The organism is Yoonia vestfoldensis DSM 16212 (genome assembly GCF_000382265.1).
Classification (GTDB): domain Bacteria; phylum Pseudomonadota; class Alphaproteobacteria; order Rhodobacterales; family Rhodobacteraceae; genus Yoonia; species Yoonia vestfoldensis.
This window is the reverse complement of sequence record NZ_KB907978.1, coordinates 40,858-60,676: the sequence shown is the minus strand read 5'-3', so window position 1 is coordinate 60,676 and position 19,819 is coordinate 40,858. Positions and strand designations below refer to the sequence as shown.

Genomic DNA, 19,819 nt, shown 5'->3' with positions numbered 1-19,819 from the left:
GATCAGTTGCGGGGCAGCGCCAGCCCGTCCATGCCATCGCGTGGCAGGCCGAGGTGGCGTAGGATTGTCGGGGCGATATCGATCAGGCGTGTCCGCCCAAATTCGTGCGTGCCGGGGACAAAACCACCGCCTTGGGCAATCAGGAACGGGTGTCGTTCCCAGCGGCCAAGGCCGCCATGACTGCCCTGTCCCACGGGTTTGCCGGGCTTGCTGTCCGACGTGCAGACCCAGATCCGTCCCGGCACGCCGTTTTCGTTCTGGTGCGCGTCATGTGCCATGGAAAAGGCAATCGCCAGCCCGTCGCCTTCTGCCTGTCCGACAGTGTGCATTGCACGTCCTATGAACACTTCACCGACATGCGGATGGGCGACAAGAAAGGCAGCAATGGCATCACGCCGCGCCTGACCTTCACCTGCGAGGTAGATCAACCCGCTCCCGCCTTGCGGGGCGACGGCGACTTCGCATGACGTCGGGCTGTCCTTTAGCCCGGCCGCCACGAGTTCGTCGCCGATGGCCACATGTCCGATCACCGTTTCCTGCCCGTGATCGGAACATGCGATCAGCAGCACCTCGTCACCCGATGCGCGCATCGCGTCCACCGCAGCACGCAGTTTGCCGAAACAGGCGTCTGCCGCGGCAATGCCTGCAAGGTGCCGTGCCGACCCCAAGGCATCCGCATGCATCGAAAGATCGGGATCGCACAACCATAAAACCCCAAGTGTCGGGGCTGCGTCACGGGTCATGCGATCGCAGAACCATGCGCTCAGCGCCATGTCCCCGGCCGCATCATGGGTGACCACCGGTGCTTCTTCTTCGCCCAGCGGGCGGCGATCGGGGCCAAACGAACCGGCCCGGTGCACGACGTGGCCGTATCCGTCTGGGTCCTGGAAATAGGCCGCGCCCGGCGACACGTTTGACGCGATCAACACTCCGCCGTGCGGCGCCAGCCGTTCAGCCAATGTCGGCACCTTCAAAGTCCGTCCGAATGTCGCCCGAAGCGATGATACAAAGGCTGGATCGCCGACATCATGGACCACCGTGCCTTCATCAGTGGGTAGGCCCATGGTGTTGCCATGAAGCCCATGACTGCCGGGCCAGCAGCCGGTTGCGATTGACGCTGCGCTTGCCCTTGTAGCCGAAGGGAAGTTGCCGGTGTGATTGTGGAACCGGCGGCCGGTGGCGGCGAAACCGGACAGGTTTGGGCACAGCTCGGGCCGGAGGAAATCGTCTCTGTGCCCGTCAGCGACAAACAGGATTGCGCGGCGGCGTGTCATGCTGTCACCCCGTTAATGGCGGCATCGAAAATGTCCCAGACGCGGGCCTGAGAGGACAGGCGCGCGGCCATGTCCGGGGCCAGCGGATGAGAGAGCAGGAAAGGCACCTTTTGCTCGGCCAACCCGCCATGCGACCGAAGCCGGGTTCCCGCCAATTGTGAAAGGTCGTGATCTGCCCGGCAGGCCCCCAATGCGAAGCCATGCCCGCCGATCACAACAAGATCGCCCTCGGCCTCGGGTGGCAGATCAAAACGCGCTGCTGCCTGGGCTCCGGTGAGTACCAGATCGACACCTGGCGTATGTGACAACAAACTGCGGGCAGCCTCTGCATCTATCGCCGGATCGAAAAGATAGACGCGCACGAACCCCCCCAAAGAGGCGTGATGTCGTCCAAACGGATCGGTGATCGGGCAAATCACGCGCGTGGCACCCGCACCGAACCTTGCGTCAAGGATGTCCCCCAGCCACACCACGTTCGGCGTGCCATCGGGCAGCGCCATGTCAGTCATCCCGTGGTCGGCAACAACGCCCAGCACAGCGTCCAGATCAAGGATCGACGCAATCCGCCGGTCGAGCGATGCCATGAAATCGAGTGCCTCCGGCGCGTCCGGGGCATGGGCATGCTGCACGTAGTCCGAAAGCGACAGGTACATCAGATCGACCCGGCCCTGTCGCAAAAGGCTGACGCCTGCATCCAGCACGAACAGGGACAGATCGGCGGAATACTTGTCCGGCGCTGCGGCCTTGAATGTAGGGCCAACCAGTTGCCTGAGGTGCTCGGCATGCTCGGCAGAACCCGAAATCCCGTCGAGTCCGCGTGACAACGCCTTGCGGAGTTTGTCCTTCGCGGTGATCACGGCAACCCGCGCACCGGCTTGCGACAGTGCACCGGGAATCGTGTCGCCAATCATCCCGCTGTCGTCCAGCATCATCACCGCGCGACGGTTTGCACGGTCAAGGGTGTAGTTGCCCGAGATCCCATGCACAGAAGGAGGCGCACCGGTGACAATCGAGAGGTTATTGGGGTTCGTGAAGGTTGGCATCGCCGCCAGCGCCTGCCCGTCGTGCCCTCTTTTCCGCATCCGGGCCAGAGCCGGTGCGCGGTCGGCATCGACCACAGCGTCAATGTATTCGGGGCTGCATCCATCGGCACAAATGACGACGACCGGCTGTGGCTCGAGCGCGTAGTCCCGCCCGTTGACCGTGGCATGAATCGTCCCCCGAACATGTCTCTCGACCAAAACTGAGGAGATCGGATCACGTCCCTGTTGCATTGAAGAGCTACCTTTTCCGCTGACGCTGCGTTTCAGAACTGAGCGTTTGATCTGCCACGGCGAAGTAAACTCAAAACGACAAAAACTCCCGGCGCGAGGAACAGATGGAACACCAACTTGAAAAAATGCCTTCTTTCAAAAGCTTGACAGTAGTCTCGGCGGTCGTTCGTCATCAAAGCTTCACAACCGCGTCACACGAACTTCACGTCACACCAAGCGCAGTCAGCAAGCAGATCGCGCAGATCGAATCCTTCCTCGGCATGACCTTGTTCGACAGGCATGGCGGCGCGGTCCTGCCCCGGCCGGAGGCGCTGCAGCTTGCCAAATCCATCGATGCAGCAAAGGCGCTGCTGCTGGAGGCTGTCTCCACCATCCGACCTGCACCGGCGCGGGGCGTCCTTCGTGTTGCCGCACCGGCAACCTTTGCCATGCGTTGGCTGATCCCGAGGTTATGGACTTTTTCGTCACGCTACCCCGCGGTGGCGGTGGACGTGATCCAGACACATGCAAGCGACGACCTGACATCGATCGACTACGATGTTGCGATCCGTCAATCAGCGGCCTGTCCGCCGGATGCGCGGCCGCGGCCCGTACTTACGGACGCTTTGGGACTTGTGATGTCACCTGCATTGCTCCGCTCCCGACGCGCCGGGTCAGTGGACCTGTCGCGGGTGATGTTTCTTGAATCCGACAGTCGCCCCGGAGAACTTGACCGATGGCTCGACCTGTCCGACACAATCGCGCCATTGCAAAGAAGGCGGCGCAGATTTCCTCATTTTTACATCGCGCTTGAGGCGGCTGTTTCGGGCGAGGGCGCCCTTGTGGCTCCGGTGTTCACGATTGCCGATCTAATTGAACGCAGCCTACTGACTGAGCCGTTCAAAGGCCGCCGAATAAGCGCAGGACACATGGTTGCTTTTGCCCCGCCGGGCCAAAGCACCACCAGCAACGCGACCGCCTTTCTTGATTGGATCGAAGCGTCGGGTTCCCGATGCGGACATCCCTCAGGCAGAGCCTCTTGTTCGAGATCGAGCCAAGCGTGATACGTCACACGCGCCGTTGCCACCCCCATCTGGCCGGGGTGTGACGGGCCTGTTTGGTCTGTCGGAATTGTCAGAAACGTCAGGGCAACGTCGGGCTGTTGTCGGCGTTTTCCAGACACGACAGCGCCGGCTTGAAGGGCCGATCACTGCGGGGCTGCGCGAACGGGTCGTCGAAGCTGTGCCCAGCGCCGCCGCACCATCTTTCAGACCGGTTAAAGCGCCAATATCAAGACCTAAGCGCTAAGCAGTCAGCATGCTGATAAAGATATTTGTCTAATGGCGGACTGGGGAGGATTCGAACCCCCGACCCCTTGATTCGTAGTCAAGTACTCTATCCAACTGAGCTACCAATCCGCGTGACGGTGCGTTTAGACTCGTGGGCGGCATGATGCAAGGGGCAAAACGGAATTCTTGTCATTGCGCGGCGTCGGCCAGCGCAAGGTCGGCTTTGGGCAGTTGGATGACGAAGGTCGTGCCTTTTTCGCTGGTTTCCAGCAGTTCAAGCCGCCCGCCGTGGCCGCGGATCAGATCAGCGGCAATGACCAGGCCCAGACCCGCGCCACCCTTGCGCACGCCGCCTTGGAACGGCTGGAACAGGTGTTCCTGCGCTTTCTTGGGCATCCCCGGCCCGGTGTCGCTGACCGTCAGGCGCCAGACCAGTTCGTCCTCGTCCGCGTGCAATCCGATCTCACCAGGGGTGCCGGTGGCCATGATCGCCTGACGGGCGTTGCGCACGAGGTTGAAGATCACGCGGTACAATTGTTCGCCATCCGCGCGCAGCGTCATCGTGGCGGGGATGTCCTCGGCAAAGGACAGCGGGTAATCGCCTGCGGCCAGCCGTTCACTGTCAACCACATCCTCGACGATGCGCGACAGGTTCACGCGGGCCAGCGCCGGGGCCGGTTCATCGACGCGCCCAAAGGCGAGCGTGGTTTCGCACAGGTTTACGGCGCGGGTGATGGAATTGACCAGCTTGGGGGCCATTCGTTTGACCAGCGGGTCGTCCGATCCGCCGATCCGGTCGGTGAAGAGTTGCGCCGAAGTCATGATGTTGCGCAGATCGTGGCTGACCTTGGCGACAGCCCCGCCAAGCTGCGCCAGCCGTTCTTTCTGCCGCAACGCGCCGGTCAGCTGCGTCTGCATCATTTGCAGCGCCACTTCGGCGTCGCGCAATTCGCGCACGCGGGCGCTGGGGGTGATGATCTGGCGCGCGTCCTCGGGGGCCTTGGCGTAATTCTGCATGTGGTTCACGACACCCTTGATGGGGCGGACCAACAGGATCTGGACCGAAAAGAACAAAAGGCTGGCGGTCGCGACCGAGATGAAGGCCGACAGGATCAGGATGTTGCGCCCATAATCGCGCATCGCCGCCTGCAAGGGGCGTTCTTCCATCGTGATCTCGATCAGCAGGCCGCCGTCGCGCACGGGGTTGCCGATCACGCGGATGATCCGGTCTTCGGTCTGCAGCAGCGTGCGCAGGGCATCCGCCACCAGCATAAGCCCCGATGGGTCGCGCATGTCATAGGTGGTGGCAATGGGCGCAGGCAGTTTGGACGACAGTGCCAGCTGGCGGATTTCATCACGCCGCAACACGACGTTGTAGACTTCGGCGTTCTCCAGCAGCTCTGCTTCCAGTTCGGGGCTGATCATCGCATCGACTTCGGCTGCAAGGGACGCGATCTGTGCCCGCTCGAGGCGGGCAAGCAGATAATCCTCGCGGAACCGCGCGACAGAAGGCACGAAAATAAAGATTTCCGCGATCATCACGAAGATGATTGTCAGGATCAGAAATCGCCCTGAAAGAGAATTGACCATCGTCCCTCGCTGAGGTCAGGGCAACCAACGCTGCACAAGACCGACAACCCGCTTTACAGTGGGGTTTTCAAAAAGTCTTGGGCTAAAATAAGCACCTGCAGCGCGTTTGTTAACCTCGCTCACCGTGGGATAGGGCAGGACGGTCTGTGCGATGGCGGACATTTTCATGCCGTTGGCGATCGCCATGGCCCACATGCCAATCAACTCGCCCGCCATATGGCCAGCCATGGACACGCCCACAGGGCGCCCCCTGACAACCATCACCTTGATCAGCCCCTTGGTTTTGCGTTCGGCGATCAGGCGGTCGTTGTGGTGGAATTCGAACCGCACCACTTCGAGCTTGGGGCCATGTTTCTTTCGGGCTTGCGCTTCGGTCAGGCCGACCTGTGCCAGTTCGGGATCGGTATAGGTCGCCCAAGGTATATGGTCAGTCCGCTGCCTGGATGGCAGCGCGAACAGCAGCGACCGGATCAGCACGCTGGCGTGATAGCCCGCGACATGGGTGAACTGCAGCCCACCCGCCACGTCTCCGGCGGCATAAACCCGCCGATTGGTCACGGACCGCAGGTCGGGACCGACCTTGAGGCCCTTGCGGTCATAGGCAACGCCGCCTTTTTCCAGATCCAGCCTGTCGGTGTTGACCTTGCGCCCCACCGCGATCAGCAGATGCGATCCTGTGACATCGCCTTTGGGCGTATGCACGGTGATCTTGCCGTCTGACTGGCTGATCTTTTCGGCCTGCGCGTCCTCCATGATGACCACACCTTCGTCGCGCAGCGTATCCAGCACGATGGCCGCAGTTTCAGGATCGTCCTTGCCAAGCGCCTTCGCCCCCTCGACCACAGTCACGTCACAGCCAAGCCGCCGGTGCGCCTGTGCCAGTTCCATGCCGATGGGACCGCCGCCGATGATGATCAGGTGACCGGGCCTTTCGCGCAGATCGAAGATGGTCTCGTTGGTGTGATAGGGCACGTCCTCCAATCCGGGAATCGGCGGCACGAGGGGGCCGGACCCCGTCGCCACGACGAAACGCCGCGCGGTGATGATGGTGTCGCCTGCCTGCACCTCGGTTTGCGAGATGAAGCGCCCGTAGTCCTGAATGACATGCACGCCCAAGCCCTCGAACCGCTCGACGCTGTCGACGGGCGCGATGGTGGCGATCACGTCGGCCACATGGTCCTTGGCGGCCGCGTAATCGACCGACGGGTCAACCGCGCCGATCCCGTATTTTGCGCCATGCCCCATCGCATAGGCCTGCTTGGCCGAAGCGATCAGCGCCTTGGACGGCACGCAGCCGTAGTTGAGGCAATCGCCGCCCATCTTGTGCCCTTCGATCAGCACGACCTTGGCACCCATCTGCACCGCCCCCGCCGCGACCGACAAGCCGCCCGATCCAGCGCCGATGATGCAGATATCCGTTGTGATGCGGTTCATGGGTTAAAGACCTTTCTTGCCGCGCAGGGCCTTGATCAGAATGGGGAGCGCGGCCAAGGCGCATAGCCCGAGAATCGGGAACAGGATGGCCGGCTCGAAGATGATCCCGAGGTTCGGGGTCTCGCCACGGGCAAAGACCTCGCCCAATCCGGCCCCTACAGAGGTGAACACGACCGTCCCCGGAATGATCCCCAGAAAGGTCGTGATCGCAAAACGCGACAGCGGCACGCCGACCAGCGCGGGCACGAGATTGGCGACAAAGAACGGCACGGCAGGCACCAGCCGGATCAGGAACAGCATTTCCCACTGGTTCGCATCGATCCCGTCCTTGATGCGCTTGACCGTGCCTTCTGAGGTTTCCATCTTTGCGGCAAGCTTGTCGCCAAGGCCCCAGCGAGCGGCCTGAAAAATGATGATCGCGCCCAGTGTCGCGCCGAGAACGTTGAACAATGCGCCCGGGAATGTCGCGAACAGAAAACCGCCCGTCAGCGTGGCGATCGTCGCGCCGGGCAATGAAAACGCCACGATCACGACATAGGCCGCAATGAACGTCAGCACCGTCGCAAGATAGTTGGCGTCGCGAAACGTCAGCAGCGCTTCGCGATTGTCGGACAGCGCCTGAAACGACAAATAGTCGCGTAGCAGGACCGCCCCCGCACAGGCAACGACCAGAATGACGATCAGCGGCAGCTTGCGCAGAAGAGGGTTTTGCGTTGTCTCGGTCATGTGCCGCTTTCGGAAATGCTGTTTCATGGCCCTAGATGGCCGTTTAGGGCGGGCTGCGAAAGCCACCTCACGGGGCATTGATGCAAAGTGGGCGGATGTTTCAGCCACGCCGTCCAGAAATGTCGAGGATCTGGCTGACTTGGCCGGTCAAGCGCGTTGACAGCATCGCACACCCCCTCTAAGGAGCAGGTCTGAAATGTAGTACGGCTTCGAATCCCGTCGGGATTTGGCCACCAACCGGAGGACACGCGATGAAGCGTACGTTCCAACCATCGAACAGGGTTCGCAAGAACCGCCACGGCTTTCGCGCACGTATGGCGACCAAAGCAGGCCGCAAGATCCTGAATGCACGCCGCGCAAAAGGCCGTGCAAAGCTGAGCGCGTAAGCGCTTTTCGCGACTTGAGCGTTTTGAAACCGCCGGTTGAGCCTGACAGAGGCGCTCCGGCGGTTTCCGTTTGTCTGGAGGTGCTGACCAAACGCGCCGACTTCGTGCGCGCCTCTCATGCGTTGCGGCAGGGAACGCCCGGTATCCACCTGCAGGCCCGCAAACGTGCGGCAGGCGAGGCTGCGGGCATTCGCGTCGGGTTCACCTGTTCCAAGAAGGTCGGCAACGCCGTGGCCCGCAACCGCGCCAAGCGACGTTTGCGAGAAGTGGCGCGGCTGGTGTTGCCCGACCATGGCCGGAGCGGCTGGGATTACGTTCTCGTCGGGCGACATGACCTGACTGCATCGTTGCCGTTCGATGCGCTGGTGGCCGATCTGCGGCGCGCGCTGCGAAAGGTCCATCCATGACCCCCTTGGCCTATGTCCTGTCATTGCCCGTGCGGGCCTATCGGTTGATCTTTTCACCATGGGTCGGCCATAATTGCCGGTATCATCCGACCTGTTCGGCCTATGCGCTGGAAGCACTGGAAAAACACGGCGCCATCAAGGGCGGCTGGCTGGCGTTCCGCCGCATCCTGCGTTGCCACCCATGGGGTCGCAGCGGTATCGACAACGTTCCGGAGTGAAGATTTTTTGTCAAAAAATCTTCGCACCTCCAAGAAATTTTGGCAAAATTTCTTGTCACAACCTCTCGAATGAAATGGTGACCGTGCCGATGTCGAACCCAAAGCGCTTGACATAGGCCAGGTTCAACAGGCGGTCATCGGCGAGCAGCCACATCCAGTCATCGAAATTCACCCGCAGGGTTTCCGATGTGCCATCCGCCGACGGTACCGGCAGGTCGATTTCATATTTCCAGTTGAACCTGTCGCCCTGTTCCAACCCCGTCGCCGTACCGATGACGCCGGGCGCAGTGCCTTCCCAGCTATCTGGCCCGGTTTTGACAAGCGTCCAGATGCGCTGTTCGGTCGACCCGTCCTCATAGACGAAATCCTCGACCAGCCGCAGGCGTTCGCCATCCCAGTCGCCTGCAATATTCACGACGAAACTGCGCCGGACGGTGCCGAGGATATCCTGAAACTGACCATAGGCGACCAGTTCGCCGTCAAAGAATTCCTCGAGATTCAACTGCCTGTCGCTCAGCGCGGGGTCGTCGAAAGAGGGCTTTCCCGTGCAGGCAGCGAGCAAGGCGGCGGCGGCGATAATGATCAGGCGCATGACAAACTCCGGTTTTGTCTTGATACGTCCGGCGGGCCGGTTCGGATGCCTCTAGGCAGCGTGGTTGCGATCTGGCATATCGCAGCCATGCTGGATGAAACTGAAATACACCCGCTGTTCGAAGGCGCGCCGACCACGACGGAGTTCAGGAAACTCCGCAAACGAATCGTGCGCCAAACGCGCGAAGCGATCGAACAATATGGAATGATCGAACGCCGCACGGACGGGACCACGCCAAAATGGCTGGTCTGCCTGTCGGGTGGCAAGGACAGCTATACCTTGCTGGCCGTGCTCTATGAGCTGAAATGGCGCGGGCTGCTGCCGGTCGATCTGCTGGCCTGCAATCTCGATCAGGGCCAGCCCGGTTTTCCTGCCACTGTTCTGCCCGAATTCCTGGCCCGGATGGGCGTGCCGCACCGGATCGAATATCAGGACACCTATTCCATCGTGATGGACAAGGTGCCGGCGGGTCGGACGTTCTGCGCGTTGTGCTCGCGGCTGCGGCGCGGCAACCTGTACCGCGTCGCGCGCGAAGAAGGCTGTTCCGCCGTCGTGCTGGGCCACCACCGCGACGATATTCTGGAAACCTTCTTCATGAACCTGTTCCATGGCGGGCGTCTGGCCACGATGCCGCCGAAGCTGGTCAACGAGGAAGGTGATCTGTTTCTCTATCGCCCGCTGGCCCATGTGCCCGAGGTGGATTGCGAAAAATTCGCGCAGGCGATGAAATATCCCATCATCCCCTGTGATCTGTGCGGATCACAGGACGGCTTGCAGCGCCAGCAGGTCAAGCAGATCCTCGATGGCTGGGAACGCAACAGCCCCGGGCGCAGACAGGTGATGTTCCGGTCTTTGATGAACGCACGCCCGTCCCATCTTTTGGATCCCAAGTTGTTCGACTTCGCGGGGCTTGCGTTGGGCACCCCGTCGGCGGACCAATCCGGCTAGACGGGCCACGCCGCCGACATTGTTGCGGCTGGGCCGACAATTTGGCCTTTTCGTGCAGATCATCCAAATTTTGCCAAAATTGCTTGCTCTGGTCTGAGGCGGAGAAAGACCGCCGCACTTTGCGCGGCGACCACCGACAGGAGCGACCGATGACATTGTTGAAAAGCCTCACGACCGCCTTGATTTGTAGCGTTGCGCCGACCGTTCTGACCGCGCAGGTCGTCGAATTGCGGTCGTCCGACAATTTCATCAGCGTCGAGGGCGAGATCATCGGATTCAACGGGACCATGGTCACGATCCAGTCGACCGTCGGGCCCGTCAGTGTGCCGGCATCGGGTGTGGTGTGCTACGGCGCGGGCTGCACCGAGACTTTGGCGACCAATACATTCGGTCTGACGGCGGATGACTTTGCCGGAGTTGTCGACGAAACGCAGGCAGATTCCGCGGCTGCTGCGGACATCCTGTCGATCAGCTTTGGCGTGCCATCCTACGAAGCGGCCTATCGCAGTCTCTCGGGGGCCTTTGCCGTGGCTGGAAAGACCGATACATCCGTCGAGATCGACGGGGCCGGGACCCTGACCCTCGCAGATGCGGCAGGCGATGCACAGGCGACCCTTTCGATCGCGGCACCCGATCAGGATGGCGATATCGCACTGGTCACGACATCGCTGGCGGGCAGTGCAGAACAGGAATATGTCGGACCATCCGGCTGGGCCTTGGCGGCTGCGCCGCGCCAGCAGATGATCGGGCTGCGCGCCTTCGCGGTCGTCACGGCGACTGATGTCGGCGTCGACGCGATCACGATGGACGACCTGGCCGGGATTTACGCGGGCGAAATCACGAATTGGGCGCAGATCGGCGGAGCGGACCTGACCGTGCTGCCGTTGCAACTGCCGATGACCTCCGAAGTGCGCGACGAATTTATTGCGGTCGTCATGGCCCCCGCGGGGAAAGCCATCGCCGACAATGTCCTGACGATGGCCGACGAAGCCAGCATCGCCGCTGCGATCAGCGGGTTCGCAGGCAGCATCAGCGTCGTGAACGTGGGCAATGCGGGGTCGGCGCGGGTTCTGCCTGTTGCGGGCCCGTGTGGTATCGCGGTGGCGCCCACGGATTTCAACATCGTTTCAGGGGATTATCCACTGGTCGGGCCCGTCGTCGCCCGCTTTGACATGCCTGCGGCCACATCGCTGCCCGCGGAGGTTTTCGATTTCGCGACGTCAAAGGCTGTACAGGATCTTCTCGCGCGCGATAGTTTCATCGTTCACGCGGCACGTGTCCAGGCCCCCGTTGATCGCAATATCCGGCTGACCGCCCTTCTGACTGCCAACCCCGCACCGGAGGAGCGCCCCGTCGCCGCCCGGATGTTCCAGACCTTGTCCGAGGCGGAACGGCTGACACCGACAATGTCCGGCGGTCCGGCAAGCGGTGCCGAGGGTGCGTGGAACAGGGCGATGATGCACAACCTCGCCACGGTGCTGGCGCAGCCCGAATATGCGGGACGGCAGGTCATTTTTGCGGGTTTCGGGGACAGCGAGGCGGGCGCGCTGGATGCGGTTGACCGATCGGCGGGGGCTGCCGCAGCGATGGCTGCCGCTTTCAGCGCCTTCGCGCCCACGGTCCTTGCGGCCAATGGTCTGACCGTGACATCGACCGGGTTCGGCGGTGTTTCGCGTACGACCTGCTATGAAGGGCATGTCGCAGGACCGGCGCACAGCCGGATCGAAGTCTGGGTCAAATAGCGATGCATCTGCACCAATGCCCGATCGGGATACGGCCCGCGCTTGCCGCCGCATCTGCTTTGCGTCATCAGTAATCGGCATGAACGCTTGTTTCCATTCCTCTGGCGCGGGGTTGCCCCGATGATGGCGCTTGGCGTCGATCTGGGCGGCACCAAGATCGAGGCACAGCTTTTTGCTGAGGACTGGCGGCTGCTTGATCGCAGCCGGGTCGATACGCCTGCGACCTATCCTGCATTGCTGCAAACCCTTCTAGACCTGGTGGCATGGGCCGATTTGCGGGCGGGTGTTCCGGTCGCCGTCGGCATCGGTGCGGCCGGCGCGGTCAATCCACGCGACGAATGTGTGCTCGCGGCCAATCTCGCGGCGCACGGCCAGCCGCTCCCAACGCATCTGTCAAATGCGCTGGCCCGTCCTGTGACCTATCTCAACGACAGCCGCGCGCTGGCCTTGTCCGAGGCGGTCTTTGGCGCAGGTCGCCCGTTTTCGTCGGTATTCGCGCTGGTGCTGGGCACGGGTGTCGGTGGCGGTCACGTCCGCGACGGGCATTTGCAGACAGGTCCGTCGGGCACGGCTGGCGAAGTCGGCCATATATCCGCCGCCGCGCATCTGGTGCAGGGCCTTGGCCTGCCGATCATCGATTGCCCTTGCGGGCGGCGCGGCTGCATCGAGACCTTGATCAGCGGCGCTGGCTTGGCTCGCCTGGCCAAGGCGATGGCCGGACTCGACCTGACGGCCCCACAGATCGTCGCCGCGCGTGCGTCCGATCCTGCGCTGCAAGCGGTCTGGCATGTCTGGTGCGCCCTGACCGCCGATTTGATCCAGACGCTGACGCTGACGGTCGATCCCGACTGCATCGTGCTGGGTGGTGGCATGTCGGACATTCCGGAGGTGTCGATGGATTTGACGGTGGCGTTGGCCCGGGCGCAGTTCGCGGGCTTTGGCAGCCCCGTCATCCTGCGCGCCGAGGGTGGGGCGACAAGCGGCGCGCGCGGCGCGGCCCATGCAGCATGGCGGGTGGCAAATGACTGACGGATGGATCATCCCGACCCAGATTTTCGATGGCGGCCAATTGCTCGATGGCAAGGCGGTCTGCATCGCTGGCGGGCAAGTAACGGCAGTTTGTGGTCTGGCCGACGTCCCGCCTGACCAGCCGCAGCGCGCCGTGCAGGGGGTCCTGACCCCCGGCTTCGTCGATCTGCAGGTCAATGGCGGCGGTGGCATGCTGTTCAACCAATCGCCGTCCTTGCCGGGGCTGATGACGATCGCTGCCGCTCATCGTCGCTTTGGCACGGTCGCGTTGATGCCGACCATCATCACTGATGCGCCCGAGGTTCTGGCGCAAGCCGCACAAGCCGTGGTCGCCTTGCGCACCCTGTGCGGTGCCGCCGGATTGCATATCGAAGGTCCGCATATCGCACATGCCCGCAGGGGGACCCATGCCGCCGCGCATCTGCGCCCCTTCGACGATGTTACCATGCAGATTGTACAGGGCCTGCGAGCGGCCGATGTGACCGTGATGATGACACTCGCGCCAGAGGTGGTGCCCCCCGACCGGATCGCAGCACTCGTGGCGCTGGGTGTGATCGTGTCTTTGGGCCATTCGGATGCCGATGCAGGTCAGGTTGGGGCCGCTTTCGCAGCAGGCGCGCGGTCGGTCACGCATCTCTATAATGCCATGTCCCAGATGGAGGGGCGCGCACCGGGGCTGGTCGGCGCCGCAATCAACAGCGACGCCTATGTCGGGATCATCTGCGACGGGGTCCATGTCGCCGATGAGATGGTAGCGCTGGCCTGTCGGGCGCGCCCTGTCTGCGGGCGGATGGTGCTGGTGTCGGATGCCATGCCGACCGTGGGCGGGCCGGATCATTTCGACCTCTATGGCCAAAGGATCCATCTGCGCGATGGCCGCCTCGTCAATCCCGAAGGCAACCTCGCGGGCGCCCATGCCACCATGCTGTCAGGCGTACAAAGGCTGGTGGCACACGTGGGCCTGCCCTTGGAAGAGGCGTTGCATATGGCGATCACCGCACCGGCGGCGCTCTTGGCCAAACCGCATCTGGGACGGGTCGACGGGCGTTTCGCCAATGACCTGTTTGTGTTGGACACGTCCTTGCAGATCAGGCCGCTATCCGCAAACATCCGGCATGATATCGCCTAGCGCGGGCATACCTGCTGTTGTGGTCGGCATCCAGAGGCTGCAAAAGCGGCCGAAGCTACATAGGTACAGCACATGAAAACGCGCATCATCACCCTTTTTCTGACCTTCGTCCTGTCGGTCTATGCGGTCGCCGTCTCGGCGCAGCAGCTGACGCTGCCACAGATTTCGGATTATCTGAACCAGTTGCAGACCGCGCAAGGCGGGTTCACCCAGATCAATGCTGACGGCACCCTGTCTACTGGGCAGATTTACATCAAACGCCCCGGCCGCATCCGGTTTGAATACAACCCCCCAGAGGAATCGCTGGTTCTGGCCAGTGGCGGACAATTGGGGATTTTCGATCCAAGGTCAAACACGGGGCCTGACAGGTATCCGCTGAACCAGACCCCGCTGAACATCATCCTGCAACGCAATGTCAATCTGAGTGCAGCGCGGATGGTGACTGGCACGACGTCGGATGGCACAACCACGACGATCACGGCACAGGACCCGGACAATCCGCAATATGGCAATATCCAGATGGTTTTCACGGCAAACCCGGTCGAACTTCGGCAGTGGATCATCACCGATGATGTTGGCAATCAGACAACGCTGATCCTGAACGATCTGCAAACCGGCGGACAGATCGCTGATATCATGTTCAATATCAACGCGGAAATGCGCAGGCGCGGTCTGGAATAAACGGCGGACGGGCAGGGGGCGGCCTTTGGTTCGCGCGCTCTGTGCATCCGTCGCGACGCCGATAGGTCTGCGTCGCGCGGTTCGGTCGGCCAAAGCGGTCCGCGACAGCGTCAGTCACCGCAAAGATAGACTGCACCACCGATCACGACGATACTCGCGGCAGCCCCCGCCAGCAACGATGGGGTGGCCAACGCCGTGCCGACAGCGTTCCCCGCAGAGGGCAGAAGGCCTGCGATCGTCCCCGCATTTCCCGACAGGATCAGCGCGCCAGAACTGTGCGTGACGGCCGACATGGTCGACGACATCCTGTCGGTCAGCGTGCCGCTTTGCGCGTCCTCACCCAGCCCCACGATTTCGAGCGCCTGGTCCTTGGTTGCGTTCACGACGCGACAGGTGCGTGACGGCGCGACGCAGCGACCATAGGCATCACGCGGCCCTTGGGCGGGCAAGGAGTGGCTTTTGGTGCGCGGGTCATAGTTGGCGCAGAAGACTTCCCTTTCTTCCGGCGTCAGTTCCGGGGTCAGAAAGGCGATGACGACGGCGCCGGGACAGTTGTCGCGACTGAAGATCCGCTCGCGGAACGACGAATAATAGGGCTCTGCGTCGTTGTAGAATATCTGGTATGGTTGCCCGTCGATAGTGGTGTGGCAACTGACGGTGGCCGCGACCGCGGGGCCTGCCACCGACATTGCCAACAGCGCCGCTGCGAAACAGCCGGGCCATGCCCGCAAGGTGCGTGTGCCCGATGTCACCGCCGACGGCAACTGCGCAATTGCGCGTCGTACATGACCGCCCGCGAATCCACCTCGCCCGCGATGCGGATCAACCAGGCCTTTGATCGCCACGTGCCGCGCAGAAAGCCCTGCCGCCCGTCATGATAGGCCAGATACTGGTTGCGCGTATCGTTCAGAGGCACCCCGGTTTCGGCGACCGTCTTGGTCATGTACCAGCCCATGAAATCGGTGGCATCGCCGATATCGTCGCGTCGAGCGCGCGATCCGCCGACTTCTTGCTGGTACTCTTCCCAGGTGCCGTCCAACGCCTGACTATAGCCCAGCGCGGACGACTGCCGCCCGATCGGGATGACCCCCAGCGCATAGGTATGCGGCGGGCGGATATCGCCGATGAATTTGCTTTCCTGATACATCATCGCCATCATCGTCGGCACCGGTACGCCATGCTTGCGCTCTGCCGCCTGGAAGGCCCGGAAATAATGCGGTCGCTCGCTCGCGATGCTGCATGCGTCGTCAAGATTGCGCGGCGCCGAGAAGTTCCCCGAACTGCTGCCACAGCTGCCAAGGAACACCAAAAGTGCCAGCGCCCGGAGATATCTGCTCATTCGCCCGTCGCCATGTTTTGTTTTTTTACACCATAGCGTGCCCGGACCGATCTGGAAATGCCTAAGGCGGGCCTTCAACATCACATTTTCAGTGGAAATGGGCGGAAACCCACCGGAGTGCGGTGATTGATACCGTCTCGTCAGGCGTGGACTCTGGCACCGAAAAACCCATATACGGGTCTGGAAGGGCGCAAATCATGCTGAAAAAGCACGCGAAGTATCATTTGGGACAGGTTGTCCGCCACCGCAAACATCCGTTTCGCGGGGTGATTTTCGATGTGGACGCGATGTTCGCCAACACAGACGAATGGTACAACGCCATTCCCGAAGACAGCCGCCCGATCAAGGATCAGCCCTATTACCACCTGCTGGCCGAGAACGAGCAAAGTTTTTATGTGGCCTACGTGTCCGAACAGAACCTTGTCGCGGATCATTCGGGCGAACCTGTCGATCATCCCGATCTGGATGAAATGTTCGGCCCGTTCGAGGATGGGCATTACCCGTTGCAGGTTCAGTTGAACTGACACCGCATCGCATGGCTGGGCTGGTCATCGCCCGCCACCATGTTACATCGCTTCGCAAAGACAGTAGGATGTGCCGATGCTTGTTGTGATCTCTCCCGCCAAGTCCCTTGATATGGACCCCGTCAAGGTGGACGCCACCGCGCCCGCCTTTCAGGATGATGCCGTCCGTCTCGCGAAAACCGCGCGCGGGCTGGGTTTGGGCGATCTGAAACGCCTGATGTCGATTTCCGATGACCTTGCCCGCCTGAACCGCGACCGTTTCCGTGCCTTCGCAGCCGAGCCTGCGGCTGATGCGGTGAAACCTGCGGCCCTTGCCTTTAACGGGGACACCTATCAGGGTTTGGAGGCGAAAACCCTGTCCGAGGATGATCTGGCATGGGCGCAGGACCATCTGGGTATCCTGTCGGGGCTTTACGGGTTGCTGCGCCCGCTTGATGCGATCCAGCCCTACCGTCTGGAAATGGGCAGCAAGCTGAAAACGTGGCGCGGCGGGTCGCTTTATGAGTATTGGGGCGACACCATCGCCAAGGCGCTGAACGCGCGAGCGGCGCAGGTCGGGACCGATACGCTGATCAACTGCGCCAGTCAGGAATATTTCGGCGCCGTCGACCGCAAGGCGCTGAAACTGCGCGTCATCACCCCCAGTTTCATGGAAGTCAAAGACGACAAACCCCGTATCGTCAGCTTTTTCGCCAAACGCGCGAGGGGGGCCATGGCGCGGTTCATCGTGGAGAACCGTGTGACAAAGGCGGAGGGGATCAAGCACTTCACCAGCGGCGGGTATGCGTATGACGCCGAGTTGTCCGAGGGGGATACGTGGGTGTTCGTGCGGGATTATCCGGTGTAAGTTGACCCGCCCATTCCTGAAGCGTTACTACCCCTGCGTGTGTATGCAGTAACGCTTTGTATGGTGCGAGTCCCTTTTATCTTGACCGACTTTGGTAGGCTGGTACGTAGGTTGCTTGATCCGCTCAGTCTTCATGAAACCGCGGAAGTTGTGCAGGATGGTCGCGTTATCATCGTTGGACGTCTGGGGGGCAGCATATGTTCATTCTCGTCAAGGCTCTGCCACTTTCGCTGGGCACGTTCTGGCGCTACCTGATCTTGCTTCCCTTTCTGGGTATCGGCATGGTCTTCTTCTCCCTGTTCAGTATCATTCCGGTCGTTGGTTTGCTGGTGCCAGGGATGATCAGCGTTTGGCTGATGATCGTCGGACTACGTTGCGCGCTTGCTGCGCGAGGTAGGGCGCAACCCATGAGTTGGGGCACAGTTCTAACCGCCTGCTTCTTTTTCAGCATCATCTTCCTGTGTGTTGGGTATGGCGTACGACTGATGAGGGCGGGTTTTTTGTGGGCTGTGACAGCTGCGGGGATACAGATTGAACCTTTCGGCTTGTTCGCGGGACTTTTGGGCGCTTCGCCTTATTGGAGCGGGTTTCTTGTCGCCTTTCTTGCCCCTGTGGCCATTACCAGCGCGGCGTTTGCTGTTCCTTTGACGGCGGCAGCGGCTTCATCTGGTCGCGAGGGGTGGGACTACAAGGCATTTACCGGATTTGGGCGTGGGGTTATCGGGCTGAGCATCGTGATGGCCGTCTGGATGTTCAGCGGACATATGTTCTCTTTCTTTGGAGAGGTCGTGATGGCTTCCGGTCTGGTGATTGCGACGATCCTCGCCTTGGTCAATGGCGAAAGCCTGCCGTTCCAGACCGATCTCGCGCCCTGGACCGCCTTGCGGGGCACATTGATCATGACTTGGGCGTCAAGCTGGTACTTCGCGACTGCTGTCCTGACGTGGGAAGATCACATTGCAAAGACCGCGGCATCGCGGGTCCGGCAGCATGACAGACTGGTCTCTAAGCCCGACGAAATCCGCGCGCTGCGACTGTCACGCATGCGCAAGACAGACAAGTGAAACCTGCCGTAGGGTAGCCGTGTTCCAAGGGCCTGAGTCTGGCGGTTTCCACTCCAGCGTCTGGTGGCCTCTAAGCCCTCTCGATCGCCAGCGCGATACCCTGCCCGCCGCCGATACACATCGTGATCAGTGCGCGTTTGCCGCCTGTCCGCTCCAGTTCATACATCGCCTTGACGGTGATGATCGCCCCTGTGGCCCCCACCGGATGGCCGAGCGCAATCGCGCCGCCGTTGGGGTTCACGCGGGCGGGGTCGAAACCCAGTTCCTTGCTGACCGCCAGCGCCTGCGCGGCAAAGGCTTCGTTCGATTCGATGACGTCGAAATCGCCTGCCGTCAGTCCTGTCTTTTCCAAGAGCGCCCGCACGGCAGGGACGGGGCCGATGCCCATCACCTCTGGCCGCACACCGGCATGGGCATAGCCCAGAATGCGGAAACGTGGGGTCAGGCCCGCCGCCGCGGCCGCATCGGCACGCGCCAGCACGATGGCCGCCGCCCCGTCGTTGAGGCCGGAGGCATTGCCCGCCGTCACGGACCCGTCTTTCTGGAATACGGGGCGCAGGGCGGTGAGCGCCTCGGACGTCGTGGCCTTGGGGTGTTCGTCACGGATGAAATCGACCGTCTCGCGCTTGCTGCGGATCGGGACAGGCGTGATCTGGCTGTCGAAATAGCCCGCCGCGATGGCCGCCGCCGCGCGCTGCTGGCTTTGCAGGGCAAAGGCGTCCTGATCGGCGCGGCTGATCCCATGTTCGCCCGCCACATTTTCTGCCGTCACCCCCATATGGCCGGTGCCAAAGGGGCAGTTGAGTGCGCCCAGCATCATGTCGCGCGTGCGGATATCGCCCATCTTGGCGCCCCAGCGCTGGTCGGAGATGATGAAGGGCGACCGGCTCATATTCTCGGACCCGCCGGCAAGGCCGAAATCGGCATCGCCCAGCATCAGCGATTGCGCGACGGAAATGATCGCCTGCACCCCCGACCCGCACAGCCGGTTGACGTTCATCGCCGGCACGCTGTCGGGGATGCCTGCCTGCATCGCGGCGACACGGCTGACATACATGTCCTTGGGTTCGGTATTGATGACATGGCCAAAGGCCACATGGCCGATCCGGTCGCCCGCGACGCCCGACCTTTCAAGCGCGGCTGTTGCCACCACGGTCCCGAGTTCGATGGGCGTGGTCCCCGCCAAAGCGCCACCAAAAGTGCCGATGGCGGTGCGTGCGCCGCCCAGAATGACGATGTCGGTCATGGTATCCTCCCCCGTTTGTTTGGTTGCAGCTTACCGCAACAGCGCCGTGGCAAAAGCCAGAACGTCGCGGCACGGCAGTTTCACCAGGCCCGAGCGTTTCC

General features: G+C 61.9%; 21 protein-coding genes and 1 tRNA gene. 12 read left to right on the top strand and 10 right to left on the bottom strand.

The annotated features are described in order from the left end of the window. Nucleotides 1–2 precede the first annotated feature (2 nt). Together H147_RS0107350 and phnA are read right to left on the bottom strand one after the other, a co-directional pair. The gene (locus H147_RS0107350; protein WP_019954709.1) at nucleotides 3–1,274 is read right to left on the bottom strand and encodes an alkaline phosphatase family protein; all 1,272 of its coding nucleotides are present in this window, start codon (nucleotides 1,272–1,274) and stop codon (nucleotides 3–5) included. Then, nucleotides 1,271–2,548 carry a phosphonoacetate hydrolase gene (gene phnA / locus H147_RS0107345; protein ID WP_051108192.1) on the bottom strand — a complete coding sequence of 426 codons (1,278 nt, stop codon included), beginning with the start codon at nucleotides 2,546–2,548 and terminating at the stop codon, nucleotides 1,271–1,273. The genes H147_RS0107350 and phnA overlap by 4 nt, the downstream gene beginning before the upstream one ends. A gap of 104 nt (nucleotides 2,549–2,652) precedes the next feature. Here phnA and H147_RS0107340 point away from each other — a divergent pair, with 104 nt between their 5' ends. Continuing rightward, a complete protein-coding gene (locus tag H147_RS0107340; RefSeq protein ID WP_019954707.1) occupies nucleotides 2,653–3,591 on the top strand; it encodes a LysR substrate-binding domain-containing protein in 939 nt (312 codons plus the stop codon). A 277-nt stretch (nucleotides 3,592–3,868) separates the two neighbouring features. Here the strand turns inward: H147_RS0107340 and H147_RS0107335 are convergent. The 4 genes from H147_RS0107335 to H147_RS0107320 form a co-directional block, all read right to left on the bottom strand. Continuing rightward, nucleotides 3,869–3,945 (bottom strand) — tRNA-Arg (locus H147_RS0107335). A 60-nt stretch (nucleotides 3,946–4,005) separates the two neighbouring features. After that, a complete protein-coding gene (locus tag H147_RS0107330) occupies nucleotides 4,006–5,406 on the bottom strand; it encodes a sensor histidine kinase (RefSeq protein ID WP_019954706.1) in 1,401 nt (466 codons plus the stop codon). Nucleotides 5,407–5,421: 15 nt separating this feature from the next. Next, a complete protein-coding gene (locus H147_RS0107325; RefSeq protein WP_019954705.1) occupies nucleotides 5,422–6,840 on the bottom strand; it encodes a dihydrolipoyl dehydrogenase family protein in 1,419 nt (472 codons plus the stop codon). Between the two features lie 3 nt (nucleotides 6,841–6,843). Continuing rightward, nucleotides 6,844–7,566: a TVP38/TMEM64 family protein gene (locus H147_RS0107320; RefSeq protein ID WP_019954704.1), complete on the bottom strand. Its 723-nt coding sequence runs from the start codon at nucleotides 7,564–7,566 to the stop codon at nucleotides 6,844–6,846. Between the two features lie 251 nt (nucleotides 7,567–7,817). Here H147_RS0107320 and rpmH point away from each other — a divergent pair, with 251 nt between their 5' ends. The 3 genes from rpmH (at nucleotide 7,818) to yidD (ending at nucleotide 8,577) form a co-directional block, all read left to right on the top strand. Next, nucleotides 7,818–7,952, top strand: a complete 135-nt coding sequence (gene rpmH / locus H147_RS20500) for a 50S ribosomal protein L34 (RefSeq protein WP_007204042.1) — start codon at nucleotides 7,818–7,820, stop codon at nucleotides 7,950–7,952. 74 nt (nucleotides 7,953–8,026) lie between these two features. After that, complete coding sequence (gene rnpA / locus H147_RS0107315) at nucleotides 8,027–8,359, top strand: ribonuclease P protein component (RefSeq protein WP_375342050.1); 333 nt, start codon at nucleotides 8,027–8,029, stop codon at nucleotides 8,357–8,359. Beyond that, nucleotides 8,356–8,577 (top strand): membrane protein insertion efficiency factor YidD, encoded by a 222-nt coding sequence (gene yidD, locus H147_RS0107310; RefSeq protein ID WP_019954702.1) that lies wholly within the window; start codon nucleotides 8,356–8,358, stop codon nucleotides 8,575–8,577. The genes rnpA and yidD overlap by 4 nt, the downstream gene beginning before the upstream one ends. A 55-nt stretch (nucleotides 8,578–8,632) precedes the next feature. Here the strand turns inward: yidD and H147_RS0107305 are convergent, their stop codons facing one another. Further along, nucleotides 8,633–9,169, bottom strand: a complete 537-nt coding sequence (locus tag H147_RS0107305; protein ID WP_019954701.1) for a DUF3833 family protein — start codon at nucleotides 9,167–9,169, stop codon at nucleotides 8,633–8,635. An 87-nt stretch (nucleotides 9,170–9,256) separates the two neighbouring features. On the opposite strand from H147_RS0107305, the gene ttcA reads away from it, so the two are divergent. The 5 genes from ttcA to H147_RS0107280 all read left to right on the top strand — a co-directional run bounded on the left by ttcA (nucleotide 9,257) and on the right by H147_RS0107280 (nucleotide 14,698). Continuing rightward, the gene (gene ttcA / locus H147_RS0107300; protein WP_026352338.1) at nucleotides 9,257–10,117 is read left to right on the top strand and encodes a tRNA 2-thiocytidine(32) synthetase TtcA; all 861 of its coding nucleotides are present in this window, start codon (nucleotides 9,257–9,259) and stop codon (nucleotides 10,115–10,117) included. Nucleotides 10,118–10,266: 149 nt separating this feature from the next. Further along, nucleotides 10,267–11,859, top strand: coding sequence for a PstS family phosphate ABC transporter substrate-binding protein (locus tag H147_RS0107295; protein ID WP_019954699.1), 1,593 nt, complete (start codon nucleotides 10,267–10,269; stop codon nucleotides 11,857–11,859). A 120-nt stretch (nucleotides 11,860–11,979) separates the two neighbouring features. Continuing rightward, a complete protein-coding gene (locus H147_RS0107290) occupies nucleotides 11,980–12,888 on the top strand; it encodes an ROK family protein (protein WP_019954698.1) in 909 nt (302 codons plus the stop codon). Then, nucleotides 12,881–14,017 carry an N-acetylglucosamine-6-phosphate deacetylase gene (gene nagA, locus H147_RS0107285; protein ID WP_019954697.1) on the top strand — a complete coding sequence of 379 codons (1,137 nt, stop codon included), beginning with the start codon at nucleotides 12,881–12,883 and terminating at the stop codon, nucleotides 14,015–14,017. Before H147_RS0107290 ends, nagA begins: the two co-directional genes overlap by 8 nt. 72 nt (nucleotides 14,018–14,089) lie before the next feature. Further along, the gene (locus tag H147_RS0107280; RefSeq protein WP_019954696.1) at nucleotides 14,090–14,698 is read left to right on the top strand and encodes a LolA family protein; all 609 of its coding nucleotides are present in this window, start codon (nucleotides 14,090–14,092) and stop codon (nucleotides 14,696–14,698) included. 110 nt (nucleotides 14,699–14,808) lie between these two features. Here the strand turns inward: H147_RS0107280 and H147_RS0107275 are convergent, their stop codons facing one another. Together H147_RS0107275 and H147_RS0107270 are read right to left on the bottom strand one after the other, a co-directional pair. Then, nucleotides 14,809–15,450 (bottom strand): hypothetical protein, encoded by a 642-nt coding sequence (locus H147_RS0107275; protein ID WP_162561645.1) that lies wholly within the window; start codon nucleotides 15,448–15,450, stop codon nucleotides 14,809–14,811. Then, nucleotides 15,447–16,037 (bottom strand): transglycosylase SLT domain-containing protein, encoded by a 591-nt coding sequence (locus H147_RS0107270; protein WP_019954694.1) that lies wholly within the window; start codon nucleotides 16,035–16,037, stop codon nucleotides 15,447–15,449. Before H147_RS0107270 ends, H147_RS0107275 begins: the two co-directional genes overlap by 4 nt. A 197-nt stretch (nucleotides 16,038–16,234) precedes the next feature. On the opposite strand from H147_RS0107270, the gene hspQ reads away from it, so the two are divergent. The 3 genes from hspQ (at nucleotide 16,235) to H147_RS0107255 (ending at nucleotide 18,472) form a co-directional block, all read left to right on the top strand. Continuing rightward, nucleotides 16,235–16,561, top strand: coding sequence for a heat shock protein HspQ (hspQ, locus tag H147_RS0107265; protein ID WP_019954693.1), 327 nt, complete (start codon nucleotides 16,235–16,237; stop codon nucleotides 16,559–16,561). A gap of 76 nt (nucleotides 16,562–16,637) precedes the next feature. Then, nucleotides 16,638–17,408 carry a peroxide stress protein YaaA gene (gene yaaA / locus H147_RS0107260; RefSeq protein ID WP_019954692.1) on the top strand — a complete coding sequence of 257 codons (771 nt, stop codon included), beginning with the start codon at nucleotides 16,638–16,640 and terminating at the stop codon, nucleotides 17,406–17,408. A gap of 197 nt (nucleotides 17,409–17,605) precedes the next feature. After that, nucleotides 17,606–18,472 carry a hypothetical protein gene (locus H147_RS0107255; RefSeq protein WP_019954691.1) on the top strand — a complete coding sequence of 289 codons (867 nt, stop codon included), beginning with the start codon at nucleotides 17,606–17,608 and terminating at the stop codon, nucleotides 18,470–18,472. Nucleotides 18,473–18,542: 70 nt separating this feature from the next. On the opposite strand, the gene bktB is transcribed toward H147_RS0107255, so the two are convergent. Next, the gene (gene bktB, locus H147_RS0107250) at nucleotides 18,543–19,718 is read right to left on the bottom strand and encodes a beta-ketothiolase BktB (protein WP_019954690.1); all 1,176 of its coding nucleotides are present in this window, start codon (nucleotides 19,716–19,718) and stop codon (nucleotides 18,543–18,545) included. Between the last annotated feature and the right edge of the window lie 101 nt (nucleotides 19,719–19,819).

Coding starts and splice junctions, on each gene's coding strand:
- yaaA (WP_019954692.1), top strand. CDS start 16,638: ATGCTTGTTGTGATCTCTCCCGCCAAGTCCCTTGATATGGACCCCGTC.
- H147_RS0107255 (WP_019954691.1), top strand. CDS start 17,606: ATGTTCATTCTCGTCAAGGCTCTGCCACTTTCGCTGGGCACGTTCTGG.
- nagA (WP_019954697.1), top strand. CDS start 12,881: ATGACTGACGGATGGATCATCCCGACCCAGATTTTCGATGGCGGCCAA.
- yidD (WP_019954702.1), top strand. CDS start 8,356: ATGACCCCCTTGGCCTATGTCCTGTCATTGCCCGTGCGGGCCTATCGG.
- hspQ (WP_019954693.1), top strand. CDS start 16,235: ATGCTGAAAAAGCACGCGAAGTATCATTTGGGACAGGTTGTCCGCCAC.
- phnA (WP_051108192.1), bottom strand. CDS start 2,548: ATGCAACAGGGACGTGATCCGATCTCCTCAGTTTTGGTCGAGAGACAT.
- H147_RS0107295 (WP_019954699.1), top strand. CDS start 10,267: ATGACATTGTTGAAAAGCCTCACGACCGCCTTGATTTGTAGCGTTGCG.
- rpmH (WP_007204042.1), top strand. CDS start 7,818: ATGAAGCGTACGTTCCAACCATCGAACAGGGTTCGCAAGAACCGCCAC.
- H147_RS0107320 (WP_019954704.1), bottom strand. CDS start 7,566: ATGACCGAGACAACGCAAAACCCTCTTCTGCGCAAGCTGCCGCTGATC.
- H147_RS0107290 (WP_019954698.1), top strand. CDS start 11,980: ATGATGGCGCTTGGCGTCGATCTGGGCGGCACCAAGATCGAGGCACAG.
- H147_RS0107340 (WP_019954707.1), top strand. CDS start 2,653: ATGGAACACCAACTTGAAAAAATGCCTTCTTTCAAAAGCTTGACAGTA.
- bktB (WP_019954690.1), bottom strand. CDS start 19,718: ATGACCGACATCGTCATTCTGGGCGGCGCACGCACCGCCATCGGCACT.
- ttcA (WP_026352338.1), top strand. CDS start 9,257: ATGCTGGATGAAACTGAAATACACCCGCTGTTCGAAGGCGCGCCGACC.
- H147_RS0107280 (WP_019954696.1), top strand. CDS start 14,090: ATGAAAACGCGCATCATCACCCTTTTTCTGACCTTCGTCCTGTCGGTC.
- H147_RS0107330 (WP_019954706.1), bottom strand. CDS start 5,406: ATGGTCAATTCTCTTTCAGGGCGATTTCTGATCCTGACAATCATCTTC.
- H147_RS0107325 (WP_019954705.1), bottom strand. CDS start 6,840: ATGAACCGCATCACAACGGATATCTGCATCATCGGCGCTGGATCGGGC.
- H147_RS0107270 (WP_019954694.1), bottom strand. CDS start 16,037: ATGAGCAGATATCTCCGGGCGCTGGCACTTTTGGTGTTCCTTGGCAGC.
- H147_RS0107350 (WP_019954709.1), bottom strand. CDS start 1,274: ATGACACGCCGCCGCGCAATCCTGTTTGTCGCTGACGGGCACAGAGAC.
- H147_RS0107305 (WP_019954701.1), bottom strand. CDS start 9,169: ATGCGCCTGATCATTATCGCCGCCGCCGCCTTGCTCGCTGCCTGCACG.